Genomic DNA, 24,048 nt, shown 5'->3' on the forward strand with positions numbered 1-24,048 from the left:
ATGAAAAGGAAAGAAAATTATATAATGGTGCCGTTTGATTTTCAGCCTGAATCAAAAATGGCATTGAAAGCCGCCCTCAAGATTGGTAAAACATTGGGGATGCGAATAGAGGTCATACAATTCAAACCGATTGAAAGTGCTGCTTTTTTGCCGAACGTTGGCTTGATGGGAGGCTATGGGGCTGCAATTCCCCAAGTGGTGAAAACTGAGCAGAAATTTGAGGGAATGGATGAATTTCTGCGGGTGTTGGAAGAGATGAATGCCTTGCATAGAGATATTCATTTTCATCAGATTGAGGAGTCGCCCGAGGCAGGGATCAAGGAATTTATGCATGAAAACGATCCGTCGTTGCTGGTGATACATAAAGAGGCTTTCAAAGGAAGCAATCCCTTGACGGGCTCAGTTGTTCAGCGAATTATCAGGCATACAGATATGCCAGTGCTGGCATTGGAGGGTTCGGTACTGCCTGAATCGTTCAAAAATATCGTGCTGCCTACCGACGTCAGCAGGTTTCTTCCCACTGAGGCCGATTTCATCAGTCACTGGGTAGACTCATTTAACTCAACCGTTCATCTGGTCAATGTGGTACACACCGACTTGAATGATGATGATGAAATAAGGGGAAAGATGCAAAAAATAGCCCTGGAACTAGGCTTTGAGAAGTTCTTTGTCAATGCTACACACCATGATAAAGAGGTCGAAGCTATTGTTGAATTCAGCGAGAAGGTTGATGCTGACCTCATCATGATGAAGACCTACGATAAGACCGGCCTTGAACGCTTTTTATTTGGTAGCATCACAGAAGATGTTGTGAAAGCGCCGTCGCCAGCTGTTTTGGCTGTTAATGTATCTATGAACTAAAACAAAGCGAGGGATTCTACTTAATGCATTGGCTGGACATACTCATTTTCTTTATTTACATGGTGATCATGCTGGGGATAGGTTTCTTCTTCCTTAGGCAAAACAAAAGTGACGACGACTATTATGTAGGAGGGCGGTCCATGGGCAGCATGCACGTGGGCCTTAGCGTGGTGGCCACCGACGTTGGCGGTGGCTTTTCTATTGGGCTGGGTGGTCTTGGCTTCACGATGGGAATTTCAGGGTCGTGGATGTTGTTCACGGGCCTGATTGGTGCCTGGCTTTCGGCCGTGGTGCTTATTCCCAAGGTAAGCAAGATGTCGAAGCTTGAGGGGCTTTACACCTTCCCCCAGATTTTCGGACTTTTCTACAACAAAAAGGTGGCTTTGCTGGCAGGCATCATTTCTGCCATAGGTTATCTCGGCTTTACGAGTTCCCAGATGCTGGCTGGTGCTAAACTCGCCTCGGCCACTTTTGTTGACCTTGATCTCATGACTGCCCTGTTCGTTATGGGGGTGATAGCAGTGGTATACACTGTCATGGGCGGCTTGAAAGCAGTGATCTACACTGATACTGTTCAATGGATCATTCTCATGGCCGGTTTGATCTTCATCGGCATTCCGATGGGTTATCACGCCATTGGCGGATATGACGCTATTGTTCAAACACTTCCACCCGAGTTCCTGCGCTGGGATAACCTTACCTGGCAAATGCTGGTGAACTGGGCTGTGACCATCATTCCCATTTGGTTTGTTGGGATGACTTTGTACCAGAGAATCTACGCTTGCAAAGGGCCGAAGGAAGCCCAAAAGGCCTGGTTTATTGCGGGCCTTTTCGAGTGGCCAATTATGGCAATCATGGGCGTGGTTTTAGGTCTTTTTGCCAGAGTAGCGGCGGAGCAGGGCATGTTTGATGCAGTGGGCTATGCTGGTGCAGGAACCATGGATGAAGAAATTGGGTTGCCTTTACTTCTGAGAGATATTTTGCCGGTGGGTCTGCTTGGCTTGATGATGTCGGCCTATTTTTCGGCGATTCTGTCAACCGCTGACAGCTGCCTGATGGCTGCCTCGGGAAATATTGTTACGGACATCCTTGGGGTTAAATCGACCTCAGACGCTACCTCAAAGTCAACGCTGCGGATGTCGCAGTTGATAACGCTGGGCGTAGGTGTAGCAGCGCTTATCCTTGCCAGCACTATGGAAAACGTACTTGAACTTATGTTGTACTCCTATGCGTTTTTAGTGTCAGGATTACTGATTCCGCTGGTGGCGGCGCTGTTCGGTACCAGGGTATCCAGCACCGCAGCCTTTTGGTCGATGCTGGTCGGTGGCGCTACCACTGTTGGTTTGAGCATTGCACCTATTGACCTTCCACTTCAGCTGGATCCGAATGTGTTCGGTATTTCAGCGTCAGCAGCCATTTTTGTCATATTAAATTCAGTTACTACTAAAAAAACCTACGCTCATGATAAGCTATGAACTTCTCACACCTGGCCTTACTGTTGGCATGAACCAGCGCATGTTAATTGCGGCATTTCTGCACAAGCACCTGGACGAATTTGGCGATGAAAAAGAAGATATTCTAAAGTGCATTGACTATGCCCTTGACGATAACCTGAAGCCAGGCGGGTTTGTGCTGGTGGCACATGATCAAGAAAAAGATAAGATAGTGGGGACTGTGGTGGTAAACCGAACTGGCATGGAAGGCTACATACCTGAGAACATCCTCGTATACATAGCCATGCACAAAGATTACCGTGGGCAGGGTATAGGTAAGCAGCTCATGCAGAAAGCCATTGATTCCGCCGACGGTAACATTGCCTTACATGTGGAGCCAGAAAATCCAGCTGTACACTTGTACAAGAAGCTTGGCTTTACCAATAAATACCTGGAAATGAGGCTGGTGAAAAACTGACCTCCTCTTTTTTAAGTAAATTTGACCAACACCAACCCATCTGCTGAGTTCCCCTCAGTAGATTTATCATTTTAAGATGGCTTATATTACGCTCAACAGAACCAAGCTCAAACACAACTACGACTTCCTCAATTCGAGGTTCGAACAGAATAATATTGAGTGGGGGGTTGTGTCCAAGTTGCTCTGCGGCAACCGGACATTCATCGAAGAGCTGATTAAGCTTGGCACACGGGAAATCCATGATTCCAGAATAGGTAACCTGAAGGTGGTGAAGTCCATCAATCCCGATGTCCAAACTGTTTATATAAAGCCTCCGGCTAAAAAAAATATATTGAAGATTGTCAAATATGCTGACGTTAGCTTCAATACTGAGTACACCACCATGCAGCTGTTGTCCAAAGAGGCGATGCGGCAAGGCAAAGTACATAAGGTGATTATCATGATTGAGATGGGCGACCTGAGAGAGGGCGTTGTGGGTGACCACCTGCTGGAATTTTATGAGCAGGTATTTGAGTTGCCTAACCTTGAGATTGTGGGATTGGGCACGAACCTCAACTGCCTGAATGGAGTGATGCCGTCTCCGGACAAGCTGGTTCAGCTAAGCTTGTACAAAGAGCTGGTGGAAACCAAGTTCAATAAGAAGATTCCTTGGGTCTCAGGAGGCACCTCCGTCACTTTTCCTTTGCTACAACGAAAGCTGCTGCCGAAAGGCGTTAACCATTTCAGAATTGGTGAAACGCTGTATTTTGGAGCCGATTTATTCACAGGCGGAACAGTGGAGGGCATGCAAACGGACGTTTTCAAGCTTTACACACAAATCATAGAACTCACACAAAAGCCAAAAACCCCCGAAGGTGAGCTGGCAGAGAACCCATCAGGCGAAGTTTTTGAAATTAGGCAGGAAGACATAGGAAAGACCTCTTACAGGGCCATTGTGGATATTGGACTGCTGGAGATTGCACCCGATTTTCTCATACCGGAAGAAAAGGGAGTTACGGTGATAGGAGCAAGCTCGGACATGCTGGTGCTTGATTTGGGCAATTCTGACAGGAACTATCAGGTGGGTGACATAGTGACCTTCCAGATGAAGTACATGGGTGTGCTGGGCGTGCTCAACTCCGACTACATTGAAAAATATGTAGTGGAGTAATCTTGTTAAGAACTTACCTTCTCTCCAAAAACCCAGCTTGGCTTAAGCATGATCCGCTTTAATCCAAACTTCTTGATCGACACTTTTTCGATATATTCGACGGCTTCCTCCACTGAATCAGTCACCAGAAACAGATCCAGGTCTTCAGGTGATACGGTCTTTTCCTCCACCATGTGGTCCAGCTGGCTAACCAGGTGGCTCCAATAGTCTTTGCCAAACAAAACCAGCGGGAAACCCTTAATTTTCCCCGTTTGTATCAGCGTCAACGTTTCAAAAAGCTCGTCCATGGTGCCAGCGCCGCCCGGCATCACCACAAAGCCATAGGAGTACTTTAGCAAAAGCACTTTTCTCACAAAGAAGTAGTTGAAGTTGACTACAATGTCGAGATAGGGATTGGCGTGCTGCTCGTGTGGAAGCACAATATTGCAGCCAATTGTTTTACCACCAACTTCTTTAGCTCCCCTTGGTGCGGCCTCCATGATGCCCGGGCCACCACCTGTCATTACGGTGAACCCAGCAAGTGCCAAGTGGTGCCCAAGTTCTTGTGCAGCTTTATAGGATGGGTGATCTTCCTGAAACCTTGCCGAGCCAAACACAGTAATACATGGCCCCGTAAAGTGCAACGCCCTGAATCCACGAATAAACTCAAGTGCCACTTTTACGATATACTTAAATTCCCGCCATCGGGTACCGGGCCCCTCTAAAAACTTCTTTTCGTTATGGTTATTAGTATCTGTGTTGTTCTCCATCATTGATCAAATAAAATCGCCTTCAATCACATTTGTATTGGCTCTATTTCCAAATTCTCCGTCATTAGCCCATACACTCAACCGTGAATATGACTATAAAATTTCCCTCCAGACTTATATTTTCTGCTTTTTCACTTGCCTTGCTGGCCGGTTGCGGCGACAAAACAACGGATACCAGCGAAAATAAGCAAGATAGCACAGCCGCTGGCAGAGCACCAGTTGCCATGACAGCTCCGAAGCTTGAAGATACCTTCAAAGCCGAAATCGATGCACTGTCGGCTCATCCGCAGGTAAAAGAGGCTTTCCAGTTCATCGAAGCCTATGATGAGCAAACCATTAAAACCCTTATCACTCTTACCCAGATTGAAGCACCTCCATACAAAGAAAAGAACCGCAGTGATAAATATTTGTCGCTGCTTAAAGAAGCGGGTGCCGATTCAGTTTGGCAGGATGAAGTGTGGAATGCAATCGGCTTGGTAAAAGGAACAAAAAGAGGCAAGGTGCTCGCATTCTGTGCCCACCTCGACACTGTTTTCCCGGAAGGCACCGATACCAGGGTGCAGCAATCAGGCGATACACTAAAGGCTCCGGGTATTTCGGACGATACCAGGGGGCTGGCCATCCTTATCACCATTATGAAGGCCATCCGTAAGGCAGGCATTCAGCCAGAAAATGATATTTTGTTTATTGGCAATGTAGGAGAAGAGGGGCAGGGCGATTTGCGTGGAGCCAAGTATCTTTTTGGGCCTAACGGGCCTAAGATTGACGCCTTTATCTCAGTGGACGGCAGTGGCCATGAGTCGGTTACCAACCAGGCACTTGGGTCGCACAGGTATCGTATTACTTTTGAGGGCCCCGGAGGACATTCGTGGGGAGCCTTTGGTTTGGGCAACCCTCACCACGCACTGGGTAGAGCCATTACTTATTTTACCGATGAAGCCGACAAGTTTACTCGTAGTGGGCCAAAGACAAACTATAACGTAGGCGTCATTTCGGGTGGCACGTCGGTCAATTCTATCCCATTTGAATCCATCATGGAGGTGGACATGCGTTCCGAGAGCCCTGAAAGCCTTGTTAAGGTAGATACCATTCTCCAGCAGGCTGTTCGCAAGGCGCTGGCCGATCAGAATAAGCTCAAAAGGCATGGCCCAGATTTGACCGTCAAAATCGAGATGATTGGCGACCGTCCCTCTGGTGAGCACCCTGAAAGCATGGCCATTGTCCAAAGAGGCATAGCTGCAACGCAGTTTGTTGGCGGCCGACCAACCTTAAGAAGAGGCAGCACTGATTCCAATATCCCGATTTCAAAAGGGATACCTGCCATCACGATTGGCGGCGGTGGCATGGGTAGAAATGCTCACTCCCTTGATGAATATTTCATCAACAAGGACGGTGTGCTGGGAATCAAGAGAGCCCTACTGATTGTTTTGGCTGAAGTGGGTATTGATGATGAAATGAGGATTGAATCAAGATAAGCGATTCCTGTAGTCCTCATAGCCAAACTGCCTTATGAGTTGGAACGAGTTATCTTCTTTCCAAATACCAATAGAAGGATGGGGTACACCGTTGAAGGTCGTGGTTTTCACCATCGTGTAGTGGATCATGTCCTCAAAAACAATCAGGTCCCCAGGCTGTAGTTCCTTATCGAATGAGTATTCGCTCATGTAGTCTCCGGCCAGGCAGCTCATGCCTCCCATGCGGTAGGTGGGTTTGCCTTTTTCAGGATCCATTTTGCCTCCTCTGATTCTTGGCTTGTAGGGCATTTCCAGGCAATCGGGCATGTGGCAGGTAAAAGAAGCGTCCAGAATGGCAGTTTTTACACCTGAGTTTTCTACTACATCGAGAACAGTAGATACCAGGTCGCCGGTTTCCCAGGCCACGGCACTGCCAGGCTCCAGAATCACTTCCACTCCCCATTTTTCTCTGAAGGCTTTTAGAATAGAAACGAGGTGGGCAGTATCATATCCTTTTTTGGTCATCAGGTGCCCGCCCCCCATGTTCACCCATTTTACCTGTGGAATCAGGTGACCAAACTTCTCTTCGAATGCTTTTAGCGTATTTTCAAGGGTGAAGGAGGTCGACTCGCATAAAACATGGAAATGCAGCCCCTCAATGCCCTCTGGCAGTCTTTCGCCAAAGTGCGCAGCGGTCATGCCCAGGCGGGAAGTAGGCGACGAAGGATTGTACAAGTCGGTTGTCACCTCTGAGTACTCGGGGTTGACCCGAATCCCACATGAGATTTTTTCAGGGTAGGCCACAACATTGTCTTTGAATCGCTCATACTGGCTAAGCGAATTAAAAGTGATGTGACTACTTAATGCCATGATCTCATCAAACTCCTGATCACGGTAGGCTACAGCATACGTGTGCGACTTTGTTTTCATCTCCTCAAAGCAAAGTTTGGCTTCAGAAAGCGAACTTGCTGTGGCCCCTTTCAGGTATTGCCTCACCAGGGGAAAGGCACTCCACATGGCAAAGCCTTTGAACGCCAGAATGATGCTGATACCGGCCCGCTCCTGCACATCGTTCATTAGCTCAAGGTTTCTGCGGAGCAGTGACTCTTCCAGCAGATAGCAGGGCGAAGGTATTTTTGAGTAGTCAATCATGGTCACTTGGTCGTGTAAAACAGTAAAGGGCAAGCCTTGTGCCTTGCCCCTTTTATCTTTTAATAAAGCTAAAGCTTAGTCCATTTCAAGATCCACATCATGCAGCTCATGCCATGGTAAGCCCTGCTTGTTCATTTCTTCCATGAAGGGATCAGGGTTGAACTGCTCAACGTTGAACACGCCAGCGCCGCCCCACTTGCCTTCAAGCACAAGTTTAGCGCCAATCATAGCAGGCACACCAGTGGTATAGGAAACGCCCTGAGCTTTGGTTTCACGGTATGCATCAGGGTGCTTACAGTTATTGTAAACGTAATAGGTCTTTTCAGCACCATTTTTTATCCCACGCACCCTGCAACCAATCGAGGTTTCGCCCTTGTAGTTTTCTCCAAGATCTCCCGGGTCAGGCAATACAGCTTTTAAAAACTGAAGCGGCACGATTTCCATTCCATTGTAGTTGATTGGCTCAATGCTGCCCATGCCTATGTTCAGAATCACTCTGAGGTGAGTCAGGTAGTTGTCGCTGAAGGTCATCCAGAAGCGGGCTCTTTTCATCGTGGGGAAGTTTTTCACCAGCGACTCGAGTTCTTCATGGTAAATCAGGTAAGATTTCATGGGCCCGATGTTCGGATAGTTAATATCCTTACCTATTTCATGTGGTTTTGTTATTTTCCACTTGCCATCCTCAAAGAATTTTCCTTCCTGCGTTACTTCACGAATGTTTATTTCAGGATTGAAGTTGGTAGCAAAAGCCTTTCCGTGGTCTCCGGCGTTACAATCAACAATATCGAGGTAGTGAATTTCATCAAAATAATGCTTGGCGGCGTAGGAAGTGAAAACACCTGTAGCGCCTGGGTCGAAACCGCAACCTAACACGGCTGTCAGGCCGGCAGCTTTGAATTTTTCCTGATATGCCCACTGCCAGCTGTACTCAAACTTGGCTTCTTCTTTGGGCTCGTAGTTCGCTGTGTCGAGGTAGTTTACTTTGGTCTCCAAACAAGCATCCATGATAGTAAGATCCTGATAAGGAAGTGCCACATTAATGACAATGTCAGGGCGGAAACTGTTAATTAACTTGACCAGCTCAGGCACTACATCCGCATCTACTTTAGCGGTTTGTATGCTTACACCCAAGTCTTTTTTTATGTCAGCGGCAATGTCATCGCACTTGGATTTGGTTCTGCTGGCGAGCATGATTTCAGTAAACACACTTGAATTTTTGGCGCATTTGTAAGCCACCACACGACCGACTCCGCCGGCACCAATAATGAGTACTTTTCCCATCTTATATCTTATTACAGGTTAATTGCTTGAACTGCAAAAGTAGCACATGCGGAAATGTATTAAAAACACTGCGATTAATATTCTGACTCATGAGAATTTTGCCAGACAAAGGAAGGCGAAGGAGTGAGTTAAAAACAAGAAAAACCGGAGCGTAAGCCCCGGTTTTCATAGCTGGTAGTTATATTATAATTGTCAATTAGTCCATCAAAGCGCCAACCTGAACCCTTGAGTGAGCACTTACATAGTATCCGTCGTAAAGAAATTCCGACAAAAGCTCGGTGAGTTGCTTTTCTGAAGCATCTTTCTTGAATGTAGCAAAGCAGTAAGAAGCGTCTATACCGAGCACTTCCAGTTCTGGCATTCTTGCTTTTATCCTCACAATCTTTTGCTCCATGTAGGCAGCATTGGAGTTTTCAAGCAAGGGGAAGGCGATATTGATTTTGTCACCAGAATAGCTCACATTCAATTTGGCTGGGAAGCGTACGCCAAGCTTGGCTAGTTCATGGTCAATCACTCTTGTGCTTTCGCCGTTTTCCAAAAGGGCAGTTCTTTTTTCGAAAAGAGCATCAACCTTTGCGTGATCAATTATCAGATCCTGAGCCATAAGAATGCCATTGAAGGCAACAAGAGAAACGATTATCAGTAGCTTTTTCATAGTGGTTGTATTATATGTTGTTTTTTGTCGTCGTTAAAATGCAATGGTGTAGAAAGCTCTTAAAGAATGTCATCACAAGCATGCCATTTTTGGGCTGCGATTCGTTGATAACCAGATAGATTTTTTCGTTAACCATGATCAAAATTACCAGGCAGATTTCCATTTTTAAAATCCGCTCGTTTCGAAGCATAAAAATGCATGTGGCATTGAAAACCACTATTCAGGATTTTACTAAAACGACCACTTTACACTGAAAACATTACATCATTTGTGACCCAATGGAGCACATGAAACTGCTTCAGATGCTTCAAATGATCGGGATGACTTGTTTTTGCTCATTTATTTTAACCTTTTATTACCTGCACCAGAAACTTTCAAATAATATGCAAGCCGTAAGGGGTTGGACTGCGGAATTATTGCTTATTGAGTTACTTTTGCACACCTGATTTGGACATGACTACACAAACCATCGAGACCCGCTTCAATCAACTTGCCGATGATCTTTCTGAAAATGGATACGGCATCATCGAGTCCTTTCTCAGCGATGAGGAGGTAAAGGACATTTTGAGTGTTTTGGATGACTATCAGGAAGCTGGCGACTTAAAGAGAGCCGGCATCGGGCAGGCTGAAAATCATCAGGTTGATAAATCGCAGCGGGGAGACTTGATCAGGTGGATAGAGCCTGAGAAAGCGAAGGATCCCACCCAGGTGTATTTGGATAGGATGAGGGAGCTGATGCAGTTCATCAATAGAACGTGCTTTCTAAGTCTGAAAGATTTTGAGTTTCATTACACGCTTTACCCGGTTGGCACTTTTTACAAACGGCATTTGGATCAGTTCAAGCAGGACGACCACCGTAAACTGAGTGTCATTTGCTATCTAAACTTCGATTGGAGGGAGGGGGACGGCGGACAGTTGCGGATGTACAAACCTGTTGGCGCTGACGAGCAGATAGTGGACGTGCTGCCTGTGGCAGGAAGATTGATCTGCTTCAGAAGCGATTTGCTGGAGCACGAAGTACTGCCAACTGCAAGAGAGAGGAAAAGCCTGACCGGTTGGCTGCGTGATCAACTGCTTGACGTGCCATTTTAATGAGAGACAAAAAAATAGGCACCGGCTGTTTTTAAGTTCCCGTCGTATAGCTTTGTCTCAAACCGTTCCTGTTTTTTGTTTTCGAGCGTTCGTGGATCCAAATGCTTGACATTAATGGAAACATTCCCATCTTCATAAACTCTGACCTTCACGTAGTTGTATACATAGCCGCTACCAGCTGGGTTCTCAATCATTTTACTCTCAGAAAAAGTGATGAACGCCTTGCTGTTCTTCGCAGCATTCCTGCCGAAGTACTCAAAAAAATCAATGTTCATTCCTCCCACTATGTCGGGTGCACTTTCGACTTTCTTTTCATCCACATAAAAATCGCATTTGGCATAGTAAAAAGTACCTTTCACGTCATATCCTCTCTTAAAGGTTTCCAAAAGCTCTTCAAAGGTTAGCAAAGGACTATTTTGAGCAAATGCGGGAGCAACACACGTAAAAAATACCAGGGAGATAAGTAGCAGCCTTTTCATAGATGGACGATTTAAACTGTAAATTAAACTATTAATTACATTTTTCAGATATACAAGGGAAGCTGGTTGCTCTTTAACGCTGCTTCTTGTTGAGGAAAGAGAAAACTATCCGCCCCACGCCAGAATGAAACATAAGATATGAAATGTGACTTGCTGGGATGATGAAGGGAGAGTGCGGAAGATGCCGAAAGTGCCTGGTAATAAGGAGGCTCATTTAGCCAGGGCAGTTGTGAAGGGTATAAAAATTCCAAAAAATAGAAAATTAGGGGAATCCCTTGCTTTGCAATTACGTTCTTCGAAATAGCTAATTCTCATATTTATGACCGATCTTCTGGCTGCCCGCTCACAAATGGCCATGTCACTGGGTTTCCACATTATATTCTCCTGCATCGGTATGGTCATGCCATTTCTCATGGCATTTGCCAATTACAAATGGCTCAAGACCGGCCAGGAGGACTACCACCGTTTAATGAAGGCCTGGGCCAGAGGTGTGGCTATTTTTTTTGCCGTAGGCGCAGTGTCGGGCACTGTGCTCAGTTTCGAGCTGGGGCTGCTTTGGCCGGGCTTTATGGAGCACGCCGGGCCTATCATTGGTATGCCTTTTTCGCTGGAAGGAGCAGCGTTCTTTCTGGAGGCGGTAGCACTTGGCTTGTTTTTATATGGTGAAAAGGTCTTGAAGCCCTGGGTGCATTTTACGTCAGGAGTTTTCGTTGGCATTTCCGGAGTGGCATCTGGCATTCTGGTGGTAGCAGCCAATGGCTGGATGAATAGCCCGTCAGGTTTCGACTGGGTAAACGGACAGGCATCGAACGTTGATCCTATTGCTGCTATGCTAAACGAGGCCTGGTTCACTCAGGCTTTGCATATGACGCTTGCCGCCTTTGTCGCCACTGGCTTTGGCGTGGCTGGGGTGCATGCCTGGCAATATTTAAAAGACAGAAGCAAATTGCTCCATCTTCGGGCACTCAAAATAGCTCTCGCATTCGGGGCAGTGGCTGCTTTTTTACAACCGTTCAGCGGTCACCTTTCGGCAGATGATGTGGCACACAGGCAGCCGGTGAAGCTGGCAGCAATGGAGAGTCATTTTGAGACAGAGAAAGGTGCTTCATTCGTTATTGGCGGGATTCCCGATGAAGAAAAAGGAGAAGTGAACTATGCTATCAAGATTCCTTACTTATTGAGCATTTTGGCATTCACTGATCCGATGGCTGAAGTGAAAGGGCTTGATGCTTTTCCAAGAGACGAATGGCCGCCTGTAGCCATAGTACACTTTGCTTTTCAGACTATGATAGCAATAGGTGTCCTACTTATGCTAATCGGCGTGATTTTCCTTTTTGGCCAATGGAAGAAGCCACTGCTGGTTCAACGCACCTGGTTTCTTAAGATTCTTGCATTCGCAACGCCATTGGGCTTTTTGGCTGTGGAGGCTGGCTGGGTGGTGACGGAGGTGGGAAGGCAGCCGTGGATTATTTATGGGATCATGAAAACAGCCGATGCCGTAACGCCTATGCCAGGCATAGCTTATTCATTTTATGTAACCACAGGTATTTATTTACTACTGGCCATTTTAGTCTTTTGGTTGATGGGGCGGCAAATCACGGTGTTCAATCAGGAAAAGGAGGTAGCTCATGTTTGAGTGGGTTGTGCTGGTGCTGGTTATTTCGCTTTTACTTTATGTTCTGCTGGGCGGAGCCGACTTTGGTGCAGGCATTCTGGAATTGTTCTCACCGAAAGAAAAGTTTGATGAACTGAAAGCCACTACTTACCAGGCCATTGGGCCGGTGTGGGAGGCTAATCACGTATGGCTCATTATTATTATTGTTATTTTATTCAATGGCTTTCCGGCAGCCTTCAAAGTAATCTCCATTTACCTGCATATTCCGCTTTTGTTGATGCTTGTTGGCATCATTGTCAGAGGAACGGCTTTTGTGTTCCGGCATTATGATGCGGTTCAGGGTAGGTCTCAAAAGGTGTATTCCAGAATGTTTGCCTGGTCAAGCCTGGTGACACCCTTTTTTCTGGGAGTAATTGCAGGTGCCATAGTGCTGGGTAGAATGCCCGTTGGCGTTGAAAACTTCCATCAGGCGTTTGTGGCTCCATGGCTCAACTGGTTCACAGTGGCGGTTGGTATTTTCACATCATCACTCTTCGCTTTTTTGGCAGCTACGTTTCTAATACCTGAAATTGAGGATAGGGGCACCAAAGAGCTTTTTCGCAAGAACGCATTGCTAACGAACATATTGGTAGTAGTAACGGGCGGGCTGGTGTTTGTGGCTGGCCTTGTTGAAAAAATTGATTTTCCCAGGTTGTTCTTTTCCCACCCTTTCGGCCTTGTCAGTGTCATTCTTGCCACGGCAGGGCTTTTGGTACTGGCTGTTACGCTGAGGAAGAAATGGGATCAGCTTTCGAGACTGCTGGCAGGGCTGCAGGGAAGTTTCATTGTGCTGGGCTGGCTGGCACTTCAGTACCCTAATCTGATTGTGTTTATTGATGGGACGGTGATAACGCTTGAAGCAGCAGCAGCCCCGGAGCTGGTGATATCAATTTTAGGCACGATGTTGGCTGTTGGTGTTGTGTTAATATTACCAGCATTGGGCTATTTGATATGGGTTTTTAAGTATCGCAAAGGTTTGCGGTAATTTTTTTCAACAAATCAGACGTTCTGTTAAACTTTTTTCAATAAATTTACGTCTGTATTGAAACAGGAGAAATCAAGAAATTAACAATATGCTAATGAGCTCTTGATTCTGCGCATAAAAAAAGGGGCTAACTTTGCCCCTGATAGTAGAATCCTCTCATTAATAAAGAGTGTAGTTTAAGTAGGTATGTGTTCTGAGCACCTTCGGCTTTTGGCCCAAGGTGCTTTTTATTTGCTCCAATGTAACTGAGATTTTTTCATTTTCACAACTCTTTTTCTGAAATTTTATCAAAGCAATCGTTTGAAAAGTTAGTTATATAACTATTCTCCGAAATCTTATGAAAATTGCCAGCTATTGCTAGCAAAGGTTGACGCCCTCACTTTTTTAGCGCACTAATGCTGATGATATATGTACCAACAGTCATCATTTTTGAATATGTCACTAGTACAGAGGTTGTTTTTTCTTCTGTCAGAAAAGAACCAGAGGAGTGAGCATTACGTATTCGCCAGAGGCGCAGCGCTACATGGTAAAATGGTCTATGAGATCACTATTTCTCCTTCTGCGGGTGTTCGTTTATAACTTAACCAGCCTAAAAGACTGTAGAGAGCCGTTTGCGGGGAAATGTAGGATATATACGCCTGAAGGGTAAGAAATCAAGTCAATCACGAGTTCGCCAGAAGCAACAGTCACCTTTGGTTTTATATGTTGGCCAGCGGTATTGTAAACTTTTACTTGCGAAGGGTTGAGATTGTGCGAACCTTTTAACTTGAACCTATTCCCTGAGGGGTTGGGGTAGACTATCAGATCGCTGGATAGCGTAAAGTCAACCTTTTCAATGTCGGAATATGAAATTGTGCCGTCAAAGTCCGTTTGTTTTAGTCTGTAGAACGACTTTCCCGGGTAGGGCTGATGATCAAAAGCACGATAGGTTCGCTTTTCAGAAGTAGTGCCAGCCCCCTTTACCTGAAGAATCTCTTGCCAATTTTGTGCATCAACTGAGCTTTCAACAGCAAAGAAGTCATTGTTCAGCTCTGACCCTGTTGCCCACTCGATAGTCACCATGCTGCTTGTTGCCATTGCCGAAAAGCTCAATAATTCAACTGGCAGCGGCACTGATACATCGGTATTACCCAAACTGAACCTGTCCCCATCCTGAAATGACACTCCGGAAAATACGGCGATTTTATTTGATACGGTTCCTGCTAGTGGTGTTACGTCATTTGTAGAAAAATCCCCATCCCGGTCAACAAGCAGTCTCAAATTGGAGCCAAGCGGACTTCCGCCCACTCCACTGAAGTCAAAAGAGATGGAAACGGTGCCTACGTCACCTGTTTTAGTGACCGTCCAGTTTCTTGACAGCTTTTCTTCGATAACTGTTCCGTCAACATCGGTGCCAATTGCTTTGCTTGTAGAGCTAATTGCAGCATTGTCGTGTCCCCAAAACATGAATTCGCCATCGTCCAGGTCACTGGGGTTCCATACACGAAGTATACCCGACCCACGGGCATCCACGTGTGCCGAACCGTCAGCAGCCCTTCCAATGCCGGCTACTTCAAAGTCGTAGTCTCCATTTGCCGGGTCATCCATTGTGTATACGTCGTTTCCGGAGGCCGAAATATCGATATCATACTTTGCAGACAAGTAATTGTCGATAATTATTCTTTGTGCAGTATTTACCTCGCCATCGTACATCGCTATTTCCGCAATGTCTCCGGTTAGGAGAAATCCAGTTGTTGTGGCGGTTCCACGTCTGGCGCCGACCAGCACGTCAGTGGTGGCCACGGTTCCTGTGCCTACTCCGCCCCCTGATACGTTTACAGCTTCATCAGACCAGGAGTTTTTTGCTGTCGTATTGTTGATGTGAGCTCCGATAGCCCAGGAATCGGCAGTGTTGATGGTGCCGAGCCCATAGTTGCCACCGATGAATGAGGTGAAGGTATTACCATCAAATGTATATTGATACTGTCTGGTGCCGGAAGTAGCTGTTGCCTTAGAAAAAATAGTGCCATTATTGCCCGAGGGGACATTGTAAACTGCAAAAAAGGACCAACTGTCCGTACCGGGAATTAAGTTGAGGCCCGCTGGGGTGCCAAGGGTTAAAAAGTCTCCCCCGTCGAAACTTACCGATGGGAGCGAAGTATTTACAGCGTTGGCATTGAATGTTGGCTCCTCAGCTGTTACTCCACTTGATACTGCCGACAAACCATTTCCTGATGGATCTGGCCAGGTTGTAACAGCAACACCGTCAGACAGGCTCAAATCATTTGCCCTAAGCCACAACTGGTTGTTGTTTTGGTCGCCAACTCCGCCTGGCCCGGCATTTCCTGTGATAAAATTCCCGGTGGGCGTGATTGGAAAAGCGCCACAATTACTGGAGCATGTGAGACTAAAATCAGCACATACCTGGTCGAGGGTGCCGCCGTTAAAGAATTGAACGGTAGGGTCTGCACCCCCGTTGCCAAGGTTTACGATACCGCTGCCACAAAGTGTAGCATCTGTCCAATCGATGTAAATATCATCTGCACCAAAAGATGTATTGTCGATGATAGCAACGCTGTTTCCCGACAGGATCAAGTCGTCAGTGTTGGTGAAATTAGCCGTTGCAGCTAGTTCAAAGTAACCCAGGTTAACAATATCTTCTGTCACCGTGAAAGTGCCTCCATTTTCCACCAGCGTATAGCCTTCTATCATTACCTCTTCACTTGAGGTGAGCGTTCCTCCGTTGGCAACGACAATATCTCCTGTATGATAAAACATTTGATCTGTAGAGCCGGTAAAAGCGCCCACATTGGCTCTCGCCAGATCCGCCGGCGATTGGGAACACCCGCCATTATCGTCTACATTATCAATTGTAATAGTGTGACCATTTTGTATGACGACATTGTCAGTTCTTTTCGGAAAGACGCCAGCCCCCACCGCACCGCTGGAACCGTCAGGAGTAAAAGACCAGCTGGAATTGGATTCCCATGCTCCGGAAGCAAAAGAGTAGAATGTGCGTGAAGCATTGAACTCCCCACTGGTGGTGTAAAATGTTGCATCTTCACGTTGATTGTTGTACTCAGTTTCGATCCAGCTGGCGCTGAAAACCTCATTCGACAGTCTGGCGTGATCAAGGTCGCCATTCCAACCCTCATTGCGGGAGCCTGTTGCTCTACCATCGTTACCAATGTCGAGGTAGCTTTCCAGTGTACCTAAACCACCATAGGCTTCGGTGTGCTCCAATTGGCCATTAACATACACAGAACACGTTGTACCATTCCAGGTAAGGGCAATATAGTTCCAGACATCAACTGCTAAAGTGGCAATGCCCTGCTCCAGGTTGTGATTATTGCCAAACCCTAAATCCAGCCCTCCAACGTTGTCATCAGAATATAACTGAATACGGTCGGCAAAACCACTGGGGTTTGATGTGTGACCAAACAGATATTTTTCATTTCCGGTAAAATCAGGGGTACGAGCCCAAATTGAAACTGTACCGCTTGCAGTAGAAATAGAAGCTGAAGGGATTTGCACATAGTCATTTTTCCCAAAATTTTGCCCGTCAGCAATTAAAGCTGGCGATGTGTCGGTGCTTCCTGTATTTGTTCCCGCAGTTCCGCCAGTAGCATCGCTGAAGTCGTCGTTGAGGAAATACACGGCGTCAAAATCTGAATTCCACACACTGGTAACGGAGGGGTCTGCTGACACTGAACAATTCCCATAGAACATGTAAATATCCGTATCAACAGAATTGCTCAGTGTCGGAATTCTAACCCAGGCCACGTATTCGCCTGTCGTAGGATCGTACGACTCAATTTGATGATCCAGCAGGGTTACACCTGCCTGGTCAGCACCAAAAATGATGTCGTACCCGGTAGTGTTTTCAACGTGACCCCCGTTGCCTACCGATCTTAAATCCAAATCGGCGGTGGCTCCCATGAACCTGATCATTACAGGGAAATCAGTTAGTGGACTTGCACCCACTACTTCGGATGCATCGATAGTTATTCGCTTGCCGTAGCCATACCCTTCAGTTTGGGAAAAGACTTCTGTTGAAAGCGCAAGCAAAAAAACAAGAAAAAAAGCTCTACAGAGATAAGACACTCGGTGTATAAATTAGATAATCTACCAAAACTAAAAAACATCATTGCTGGCACTTTTGGGTAAACAATTCGCAATTGAATACAATTGTAACTTTGAAAGTAACCTTTTTGACCGTAGACTTCAAATTTTAGCCGTTAATAATAATCCACACCCTCGACTACTTAAATTGATTTGATGACTTTCTTACTAATTTCCAGGTGTAAGTCTGAACCTTATTCATGTTACACCTTGGCCAAAATAATGGCTCAGCGCAACCCTTCTGTTTTAAATCGGTCTATTTAGTTTACAATTGTGAAACATAGGTATTACTTTCACGTTAGTAAATCAAATAATTTAGAGATCGAACCTAAATACCCGAAAAATGCAAAGAATCAACCTCGGCGAATTTGAAGAGCTGGTGTTGCTCATAACGGCAGTACTGCACGATAATGCCTATGGCATCAGCGTGCTACAGGAAATAGAAACTCAAACAGGACGAAAAATCAACATCAGTGCAGTGCATTCGGCGCTCGACAGGCTGGAGCAAAAGGGCTACCTGAAGTCATACCTGGGGGGTGCGACCAATGAAAGAGGCGGCAGAAGAAAAAGGCTTTTTTCTGTTACAGCAAGCGGAGCAAAAGCGCTATCGGACGTGAAGGAAATGCGCAACACCCTCTATGATCAAATTCCGGAGGTAACGCTGAAGTTAAATTTTGTATGACCGAACAGCACTTACCGGAGCCACCTGGCTGGGCCTTAAAGTTATTGCGTTGGTATTGCAAGCCAAGGTACCTGGAGGCTATCGAAGGTGACCTCTACGAGCTTTTTGACCTGCGTTGCCAAAGTGCAGGCGAAAAGGTTGCAAGAAGAGGGTTCGCCTGGGACGTGGTCAGGTTTTTCAGGTGGAAATACATAAAAGGACTGGAAAACTCAAAACGACTAAATCAATTCGACATGTGGAAAAATTACTTTAAAATCTCACTGCGAAGCCTCTGGAGGCAAAAATTTTACTCCGCCATCAATATAGCGGGTCTTTCTGTCGGCATAGCGTGTTGTTTGCTCATCATCATCTATATCAAGCACGACCTGAGCTACGATAGGGTTTGGAAGGATGGCGACCGGATTTACAGGATTGCCATCAACGACCGTGGGCCTTATACACCCACCAGGCTTGGCTCATTTCTGAAGAGCGACTACCCAGAGGTGGAGTCGTACACAAGACTGAATGGGCTTTATGATTTTTCTTTTGCCATTGGGGATAATGTCTTCTCGGAGCCGGGAGGGAGCCTGGCGGACTCTACAGTGTTTGAGGTGTTTGACGTAAAGTTTATAGAGGGAACGCCGCAAGGAGCGCTCTCCGAACCGAACACAGTTGTTTTGACGAAAAGTGTAGCTGATAAGTATTTTCCTCATGAAACTGCTGTTGGCAAAATCATCAAGTCGTCAGGCGACGCAGTGAAAATTACGGCAGTGGTGGAGGATCCGCCGGCCAATAGCCACATGCCGTTCAAATACCTGGTGGCCATGCCCCACGAGTATTGGGCCACCACCGGCTGGTGGACAGGCAACAATTTTTTTACATATGTTAAACTTGTTGAGGGCGCTTCAGAAGTAGACTTTGAAGCCAAAATGCTTGATTTTATGCGCAAGCACATGGCAGAGGAGCTGATGGAAAGCTACAACTATGACAACTTCGATGATTATCTTGCATCGGATGATTCCTACAGATTTACACTAGTACCTATTCAGGAAATCCATCTCAATTATCCAAGGTTAACATTGGCGGAAAGCGCCGGAGACATGGACAATGTCTATATATTTTCAGCCGTAGCATTCTTTATTTTACTTATCGCCTGCATCAATTTTATCAACTTGAGCACGGCCAGGTCTGGCAGTAGATCGAAGGAAGTGGGGATAAGAAAGGTACTTGGGTCGGTCAGAGGTGAGCTGATCAGACAGTTTATGGTAGAGTCATTTCTCATCAGCATTTTTTCTCTCGGTTTGGCTATTTTACTATCGCTGGTAGCGCTGCCATATTTCAACGACCTTTCCGGCAAGCAGTTCCAGTCAACAGATCTCATCACCGTGGATAATATGCTTTGGTTGACACTGCTACTTACAGCTGTGGGCATCATTGCGGGCAGCTATCCTGCGTTGTATCTTTCTTCATTTAAGCCTGTGGCTGCTTTGAAAGGGGAGCTCAAGTCCGGTAAATCCGGGTCATTTTTGAGAAAGGCGTTAGTGAGCTTCCAGTTTGCGATATCGATTTTTCTAGTGATTGCTACTGTAATTGTGTACCAGCAGATCAACCACATGACTAGTCAGAAGCTGGGCTTCGATGCAAGCAACACGATGGTGATAAAAGCCGGGTCGGCGCTAAAAGATAGCGGCCCGTTTTTCAGAGCCAAGCTGCTCGAGAATCCAAATATTGAAAGTGTGGCAGCCGGCAATAGTTATCCATCACAATTTCTGGGTGACTGGGGTTACAGAACTATGGGTGATGTGAAAGATAACTACAGCCTCTATACCATGTTTACAGATAGTTACTATTTAGAAACCATGGGGGTGGAGCTGGTGCAGGGAAGGTTTTTCTCGAAAGACCTGGTAACCGATACTGCATCCATTGTGTTGAATGAGACCGCTGTGAGAGAATTGGGATGGGATGATCCTATAGCTCAGCGTCTGGAGAGAACAGAAGGGGTATTTACCGTAATCGGCATAGTAAAAGACTTTAATTTTTCATCTCTGAAAAGCAAAATACGGAGCATGGCTATTAGGTACGATCCAGAAATTTATAAGGCCAACTGGGGTTCTGCCTTTTACCTGGCGAGAGTTAATGGCAACTACCAGGAAACTGTCAACTACGTGAATGAGCTTTGGGGCACCACTGCCCCCGAGGAACCGTTCGACTATGACTTTGTCGATCAGGCTTTTGCGAAGCTCTATGAGTCGGAGGGAAAGTTTGGAAAGATATTTACGGTTTTTTCAGCGTTGGCTATTCTTATTGCCTGCTTGGGGTTATTTGCCATGGCGGCTTACACGCTTGAGAAAAGATTTAAGGAGATTGCTATTAGAAAAGTACTGGGGGCCAGCGTATTTTCCATTACCACTTTGGTGTTGTCCGACTTCACGAAGCTGATTCTCTTCGGCTCAATCATAGCTGTTCCCCTTGCGTTCTATGTGATGGACCAATGGCTGCAAGAGTTTGCTTACAGAATGGAATTAGGCATTGTAGTGTTTCTTATACCTGTTTTGGCCGTAACGCTGCTAGCCTGGCTAACAGTAATTTACCAGTCGTTCAAAACTGCTACTGGCAACCCGGTATATGCACTCAAGCAGGAATAAGCTTTCTCAAAACCAAAGAAAAAGGAGCCAACCGGCTCCTTTTTTGTTTTGTGGCAAATAAATCCAGCCGACGTCGTTTCTTGTTTTTTGCTTCCCTTTATGTATTTTAAATCCAAACTATGCTGGGCTTTCGTACGTTGTAGTGACATGTTACCGCCATCAACCTGTCAAGTATTTGTCGAGTAATAAATAAAAAATGGTAACACCTCCAATTTCGAAGGATGAAAAGGCTCGTTTGGCCGATTTACTTTCCTACAACATTTTAGACACACCTGAAGAGGAAGAGCTTAACGAAATTGTGCAGCTAGCTTCAGAAATCTGCAATAAGCCCATCTCAACAATTACCTTGATTGACGAGAAAAGGCAATGGCATAAGGCCAGAAAGGGAATCGATGGCGCAGAAGGAGAGCGGGATTTCGCTTTTTGTGCCCATGCTATCCATGGCGACGATGTGATGATGGTGCCAGATGCAAAAAAAGACGAGCGGTTTTACGACAATCCGCTGGTTGAAGGAACCCCTCACATACGATTTTATGCAGGTGTTCCCCTTAAGTCAGCCAAGGGATACAACCTCGGAACTTTGTGTGTCATTGGAACCGAACCTACCAGACTCAGTGAAGTTCAACAACGGGCGCTGAAGATATTGGCCAAGCAGGTAGTCACCTATTTCGAGCTTAGGAAGAATAACCGTCACCTGACTGAAGCACTGAAAACGGTTGATAAACAAAAAGAAGAGCTTTCCTCCCACAATAAGACACTTACCAGGCTGCTGTCGATCATTGGCCATGATTTGAAGGGGCCTGTTGAGAACTTGAAGCAGCTTTTCAGTCTTTTTGTAAGTGGGAAGCTTTCTAAAGAAGAAATAGATAGCCTGGCAGCCGATTTGAATGAGCGCCTCGAAAGCACCTCCGATTTGCTCGGCAACCTACTTAGCTGGGCGACCAGCCAGCTCAACGATGCATCTTTACATTCGGATAAGTTTGACTTGCACGATATTGCCGAGGAACAACTCCACCGGATCAAAGGGAGCGCTGTTGCGAAGGGGAATAGCTTACTGAATAAAGTAAAAAAAGGTTCCGTAATAACCGCTGATAGGGACATCATTAGGTTTGTGATAAGAAACCTCATTACAAATGCGAATAAGTTTACCTCAGAAGGCGCTATTTCAGTAGCCCTGGAGGAGAGTGAAGACCTGAGTAGAATTGTTGTTGCAGACACTGGCCAGGGAATGTCGCAGGAGGCTATCAAAGCCCTTTTTAACTGGAACGACAGGCGCACCACCGCAGGAACCTCAGGAGAAAAGGGGTCGGGCCTTGGTTTGCTCATTGTCAGGCAGTTCGCCGGTCAGTACAATGGCCGCCTTATCATTGAAAGTGAAGTGGGTAAGGGAACCAAAGTTGTTTTTGAAATGGCAAAGGATATCGACATGGAACCATCAACGGATTAGCCATATATAACCCAATGGCCTCCCAAATACCCTGAGTGCATCTTATAAAAATGTTATGTGCCGACTGAGGCGCTCTGCTTTACTTTACTCCTGATCAAATCAATCGATTATGTCTAAAAAAGCAGGAGCGAGGCTCCTAATAACAACAATTTTGCTAACGCTGACCTATGGGTTTTCGCAGGCCCAGGCCGACTACCGGTCGAGTCAGCAGATAACAACGCAGTTACAATCACTTTCACGACAGTATTCCTCCCTTGCAAAGCTGCAGACCATTGGGAAGAGTGACGGAGGCAAAGACATTTGGGCGCTGACACTCGGCTCGGGCGACATCGACAATCACCCGGCCATTGTAGTGGCTGGTGGGGTTGATGGGCGATATGTTGTAAGCACGGAGCTGGCACTCAAGTTTGCCGAGCAGCTACTGGGTTCGTCGCAGACCGATTCGGTGAAGAATCTCCTGGCCACAACTACTTTCTACGTGCTGCCCAATGTAAACCCGGAAGCAACGGACCAGTTTTTTGCCTCACTCAAGTACGCCAGAACTGGCAACGGCCGTGCAACCGACGATGACCGTGACGGCCAAAATGGCGAGGACGGTTACGAAGACCTCAACGGAGACGGACTGGTTACAATGATTCGGGTGGAAGATGCTACCGGCGAATGGAAGAAAAGCGAAGCCGACGACCGGATTATGGTGAAGGCAGCTGAAGGCGAAACAGGTGGCTACCTCTATCTCACAGAAGGTACCGACAACGATAAAGATGGCGCATTCAATGAAGACGGTGCTGGTGGCATCAACTTCAACAATTCACTCACCTGGGACTTCCCCTATTTTCAGCCTGGTGCCGGCGACTTCCCTGTGGCCGACAAGGAAAACCGTGCAGTGCTCGATTTCCTTTTTGAGCGCTGGAATGTGTTTGCACTGGTTACTTTTGGTTCGTCCGATAACTTGAACGCCCCCATAAAATATAATGCAGGCGAGGCATCAAAAAGAGTGCTTAAGGGCATGCTGAAAGGCGATGCTGACGCTAATGCGTTGGTATCGAAAAACTACGTAGACATCGTCGGCAAAAAAGAAGGAGCTCAGCCTGTAGTGCAGGGAGGTGGCTTTATGGAGTGGGGTTACTTTCACTATGCCCGCTATTCGTTTGGTACACCAGCCTGGAGCTGGCAGGAGTTCAAAATGCCGGAGGATAGTGTTGCCAAGGCAAAATACAAACCCAACAAAGACAAGAACAAAGAAGTGGATTACCTGCGGTGGGCTGAAGCCAATAACCACGATTTGTTTGTGGAGTGGAAGCCGGTAAACCATCCGGACTTTCCAGGAAAAAAAGTGGAGGTAGGAAGCTGGAAGCCCTTTGCTCCCTACAATCCACCTTTCAGTTTGGTGGCGGACATCTCCGACAAACAGAATAAGTTTATTCTGAAGCTGGCCTCTATGAAGCCTCAGGTGAAAATAGAAAACCTCGCTGTGGAGACAGTTGGTAAGGGGATGACACGTATTACGGCTGACATTTTCAACGCAGGCACGCTGGCCACCATGACAGAATTAGCGCAGAAGACCCGCTGGGTACGAATGACCAAGGTGGAAATGACATTGACGGGAAGTCAGCAAATCGTTTCCGGTGACAAAGTGAAGCTTATTTCCTCTATTGACGGGGGAGACAAAGTGACAATGTCGTGGCTTGTGAAGGGCTCAGGCAGCGTGAAGCTTTCAGCAGGCTCGGCGCAAACCGGGATCGATACAAAAACCATTACCCTTAAATAAGAA

The 24,048-nt window shown here is 46.4% G+C and carries 18 protein-coding genes; 12 read left to right on the top strand and 6 right to left on the bottom strand.

Going from position 1 to position 24,048, the window contains the following annotated elements; translation table 11 throughout:
- From AAC052_RS06245 to AAC052_RS06260, 4 genes are all read left to right on the top strand, one after another.
- Complete coding sequence (locus tag AAC052_RS06245; protein WP_317488412.1) at nucleotides 1-861, top strand: universal stress protein; 861 nt, start codon at nucleotides 1-3, stop codon at nucleotides 859-861.
- A gap of 23 nt (nucleotides 862-884) precedes the next feature.
- Nucleotides 885-2,336, top strand: coding sequence for a sodium:solute symporter family protein (locus AAC052_RS06250; RefSeq protein ID WP_317488411.1), 1,452 nt, complete (start codon nucleotides 885-887; stop codon nucleotides 2,334-2,336).
- Nucleotides 2,323-2,772, top strand: coding sequence for a GNAT family N-acetyltransferase (locus AAC052_RS06255; RefSeq protein ID WP_317488410.1), 450 nt, complete (start codon nucleotides 2,323-2,325; stop codon nucleotides 2,770-2,772). The genes AAC052_RS06250 and AAC052_RS06255 overlap by 14 nt, the downstream gene beginning before the upstream one ends.
- 76 nt (nucleotides 2,773-2,848) lie before the next feature.
- Nucleotides 2,849-3,922, top strand: a complete 1,074-nt coding sequence (locus AAC052_RS06260) for an alanine/ornithine racemase family PLP-dependent enzyme (RefSeq protein ID WP_339811777.1) — start codon at nucleotides 2,849-2,851, stop codon at nucleotides 3,920-3,922.
- Nucleotides 3,923-3,927: 5 nt separating this feature from the next.
- On the opposite strand, the gene AAC052_RS06265 is transcribed toward AAC052_RS06260, so the two are convergent.
- Nucleotides 3,928-4,674, bottom strand: a complete 747-nt coding sequence (locus tag AAC052_RS06265; RefSeq protein WP_317488408.1) for a TIGR00730 family Rossman fold protein — start codon at nucleotides 4,672-4,674, stop codon at nucleotides 3,928-3,930.
- Between the two features lie 86 nt (nucleotides 4,675-4,760).
- On the opposite strand from AAC052_RS06265, the gene AAC052_RS06270 reads away from it, so the two are divergent.
- Nucleotides 4,761-6,146, top strand: coding sequence for a M20/M25/M40 family metallo-hydrolase (locus AAC052_RS06270; protein WP_339811779.1), 1,386 nt, complete (start codon nucleotides 4,761-4,763; stop codon nucleotides 6,144-6,146).
- Here the strand turns inward: AAC052_RS06270 and nspC are convergent.
- The 3 genes from nspC to AAC052_RS06285 form a co-directional block, all read right to left on the bottom strand.
- Complete coding sequence (gene nspC, locus AAC052_RS06275; RefSeq protein WP_339811782.1) at nucleotides 6,138-7,277, bottom strand: carboxynorspermidine decarboxylase; 1,140 nt, start codon at nucleotides 7,275-7,277, stop codon at nucleotides 6,138-6,140. The genes AAC052_RS06270 and nspC overlap by 9 nt on opposite strands.
- Nucleotides 7,278-7,352: 75 nt before the next feature.
- On the bottom strand, nucleotides 7,353-8,558 hold the full coding sequence (locus AAC052_RS06280; protein WP_317488405.1) for a saccharopine dehydrogenase family protein: 1,206 nt from the start codon (nucleotides 8,556-8,558) through the stop codon (nucleotides 7,353-7,355).
- Between the two features lie 196 nt (nucleotides 8,559-8,754).
- Nucleotides 8,755-9,213, bottom strand: a complete 459-nt coding sequence (locus AAC052_RS06285; protein ID WP_317488404.1) for a hypothetical protein — start codon at nucleotides 9,211-9,213, stop codon at nucleotides 8,755-8,757.
- A 453-nt stretch (nucleotides 9,214-9,666) separates the two neighbouring features.
- On the opposite strand from AAC052_RS06285, the gene AAC052_RS06290 reads away from it, so the two are divergent.
- A complete protein-coding gene (locus tag AAC052_RS06290; protein WP_317488403.1) occupies nucleotides 9,667-10,305 on the top strand; it encodes a 2OG-Fe(II) oxygenase in 639 nt (212 codons plus the stop codon).
- On the opposite strand, the gene AAC052_RS06295 is transcribed toward AAC052_RS06290, so the two are convergent.
- A complete protein-coding gene (locus tag AAC052_RS06295; RefSeq protein WP_339811784.1) occupies nucleotides 10,302-10,784 on the bottom strand; it encodes a hypothetical protein in 483 nt (160 codons plus the stop codon). The genes AAC052_RS06290 and AAC052_RS06295 overlap by 4 nt on opposite strands.
- A gap of 319 nt (nucleotides 10,785-11,103) precedes the next feature.
- Here AAC052_RS06295 and AAC052_RS06300 point away from each other — a divergent pair, with 319 nt between their 5' ends.
- Nucleotides 11,104-12,420, top strand: a complete 1,317-nt coding sequence (locus tag AAC052_RS06300; protein WP_339811786.1) for a cytochrome ubiquinol oxidase subunit I — start codon at nucleotides 11,104-11,106, stop codon at nucleotides 12,418-12,420.
- Entirely contained in the window at nucleotides 12,413-13,423 is a 1,011-nt protein-coding gene (locus AAC052_RS06305; protein WP_317488400.1) for a cytochrome d ubiquinol oxidase subunit II, read from the top strand. Before AAC052_RS06300 ends, AAC052_RS06305 begins: the two co-directional genes overlap by 8 nt.
- Before the next feature lie 573 nt (nucleotides 13,424-13,996).
- Here the strand turns inward: AAC052_RS06305 and AAC052_RS06310 are convergent.
- Nucleotides 13,997-17,506 (bottom strand): DUF2341 domain-containing protein, encoded by a 3,510-nt coding sequence (locus AAC052_RS06310; protein ID WP_339811789.1) that lies wholly within the window; start codon nucleotides 17,504-17,506, stop codon nucleotides 13,997-13,999.
- Between the two features lie 361 nt (nucleotides 17,507-17,867).
- On the opposite strand from AAC052_RS06310, the gene AAC052_RS06315 reads away from it, so the two are divergent.
- The 4 genes from AAC052_RS06315 to AAC052_RS06330 all read left to right on the top strand — a co-directional run bounded on the left by AAC052_RS06315 (nucleotide 17,868) and on the right by AAC052_RS06330 (nucleotide 24,045).
- Entirely contained in the window at nucleotides 17,868-18,206 is a 339-nt protein-coding gene (locus AAC052_RS06315) for a PadR family transcriptional regulator (protein ID WP_339811791.1), read from the top strand.
- Nucleotides 18,203-20,830, top strand: coding sequence for an ABC transporter permease (locus AAC052_RS06320; RefSeq protein ID WP_339811792.1), 2,628 nt, complete (start codon nucleotides 18,203-18,205; stop codon nucleotides 20,828-20,830). Before AAC052_RS06315 ends, AAC052_RS06320 begins: the two co-directional genes overlap by 4 nt.
- Nucleotides 20,831-21,026: 196 nt before the next feature.
- On the top strand, nucleotides 21,027-22,277 hold the full coding sequence (locus AAC052_RS06325; protein ID WP_339811794.1) for a GAF domain-containing sensor histidine kinase: 1,251 nt from the start codon (nucleotides 21,027-21,029) through the stop codon (nucleotides 22,275-22,277).
- A 109-nt stretch (nucleotides 22,278-22,386) separates the two neighbouring features.
- Complete coding sequence (locus AAC052_RS06330; protein WP_339811796.1) at nucleotides 22,387-24,045, top strand: M14 family metallopeptidase; 1,659 nt, start codon at nucleotides 22,387-22,389, stop codon at nucleotides 24,043-24,045.
- Nucleotides 24,046-24,048 lie beyond the last annotated feature (3 nt).

Origin of the sequence: uncultured Imperialibacter sp., from assembly GCF_963974565.1 — a bacterium.
In the GTDB taxonomy this organism is placed as follows: domain Bacteria; phylum Bacteroidota; class Bacteroidia; order Cytophagales; family Cyclobacteriaceae; genus Imperialibacter; species Imperialibacter roseus.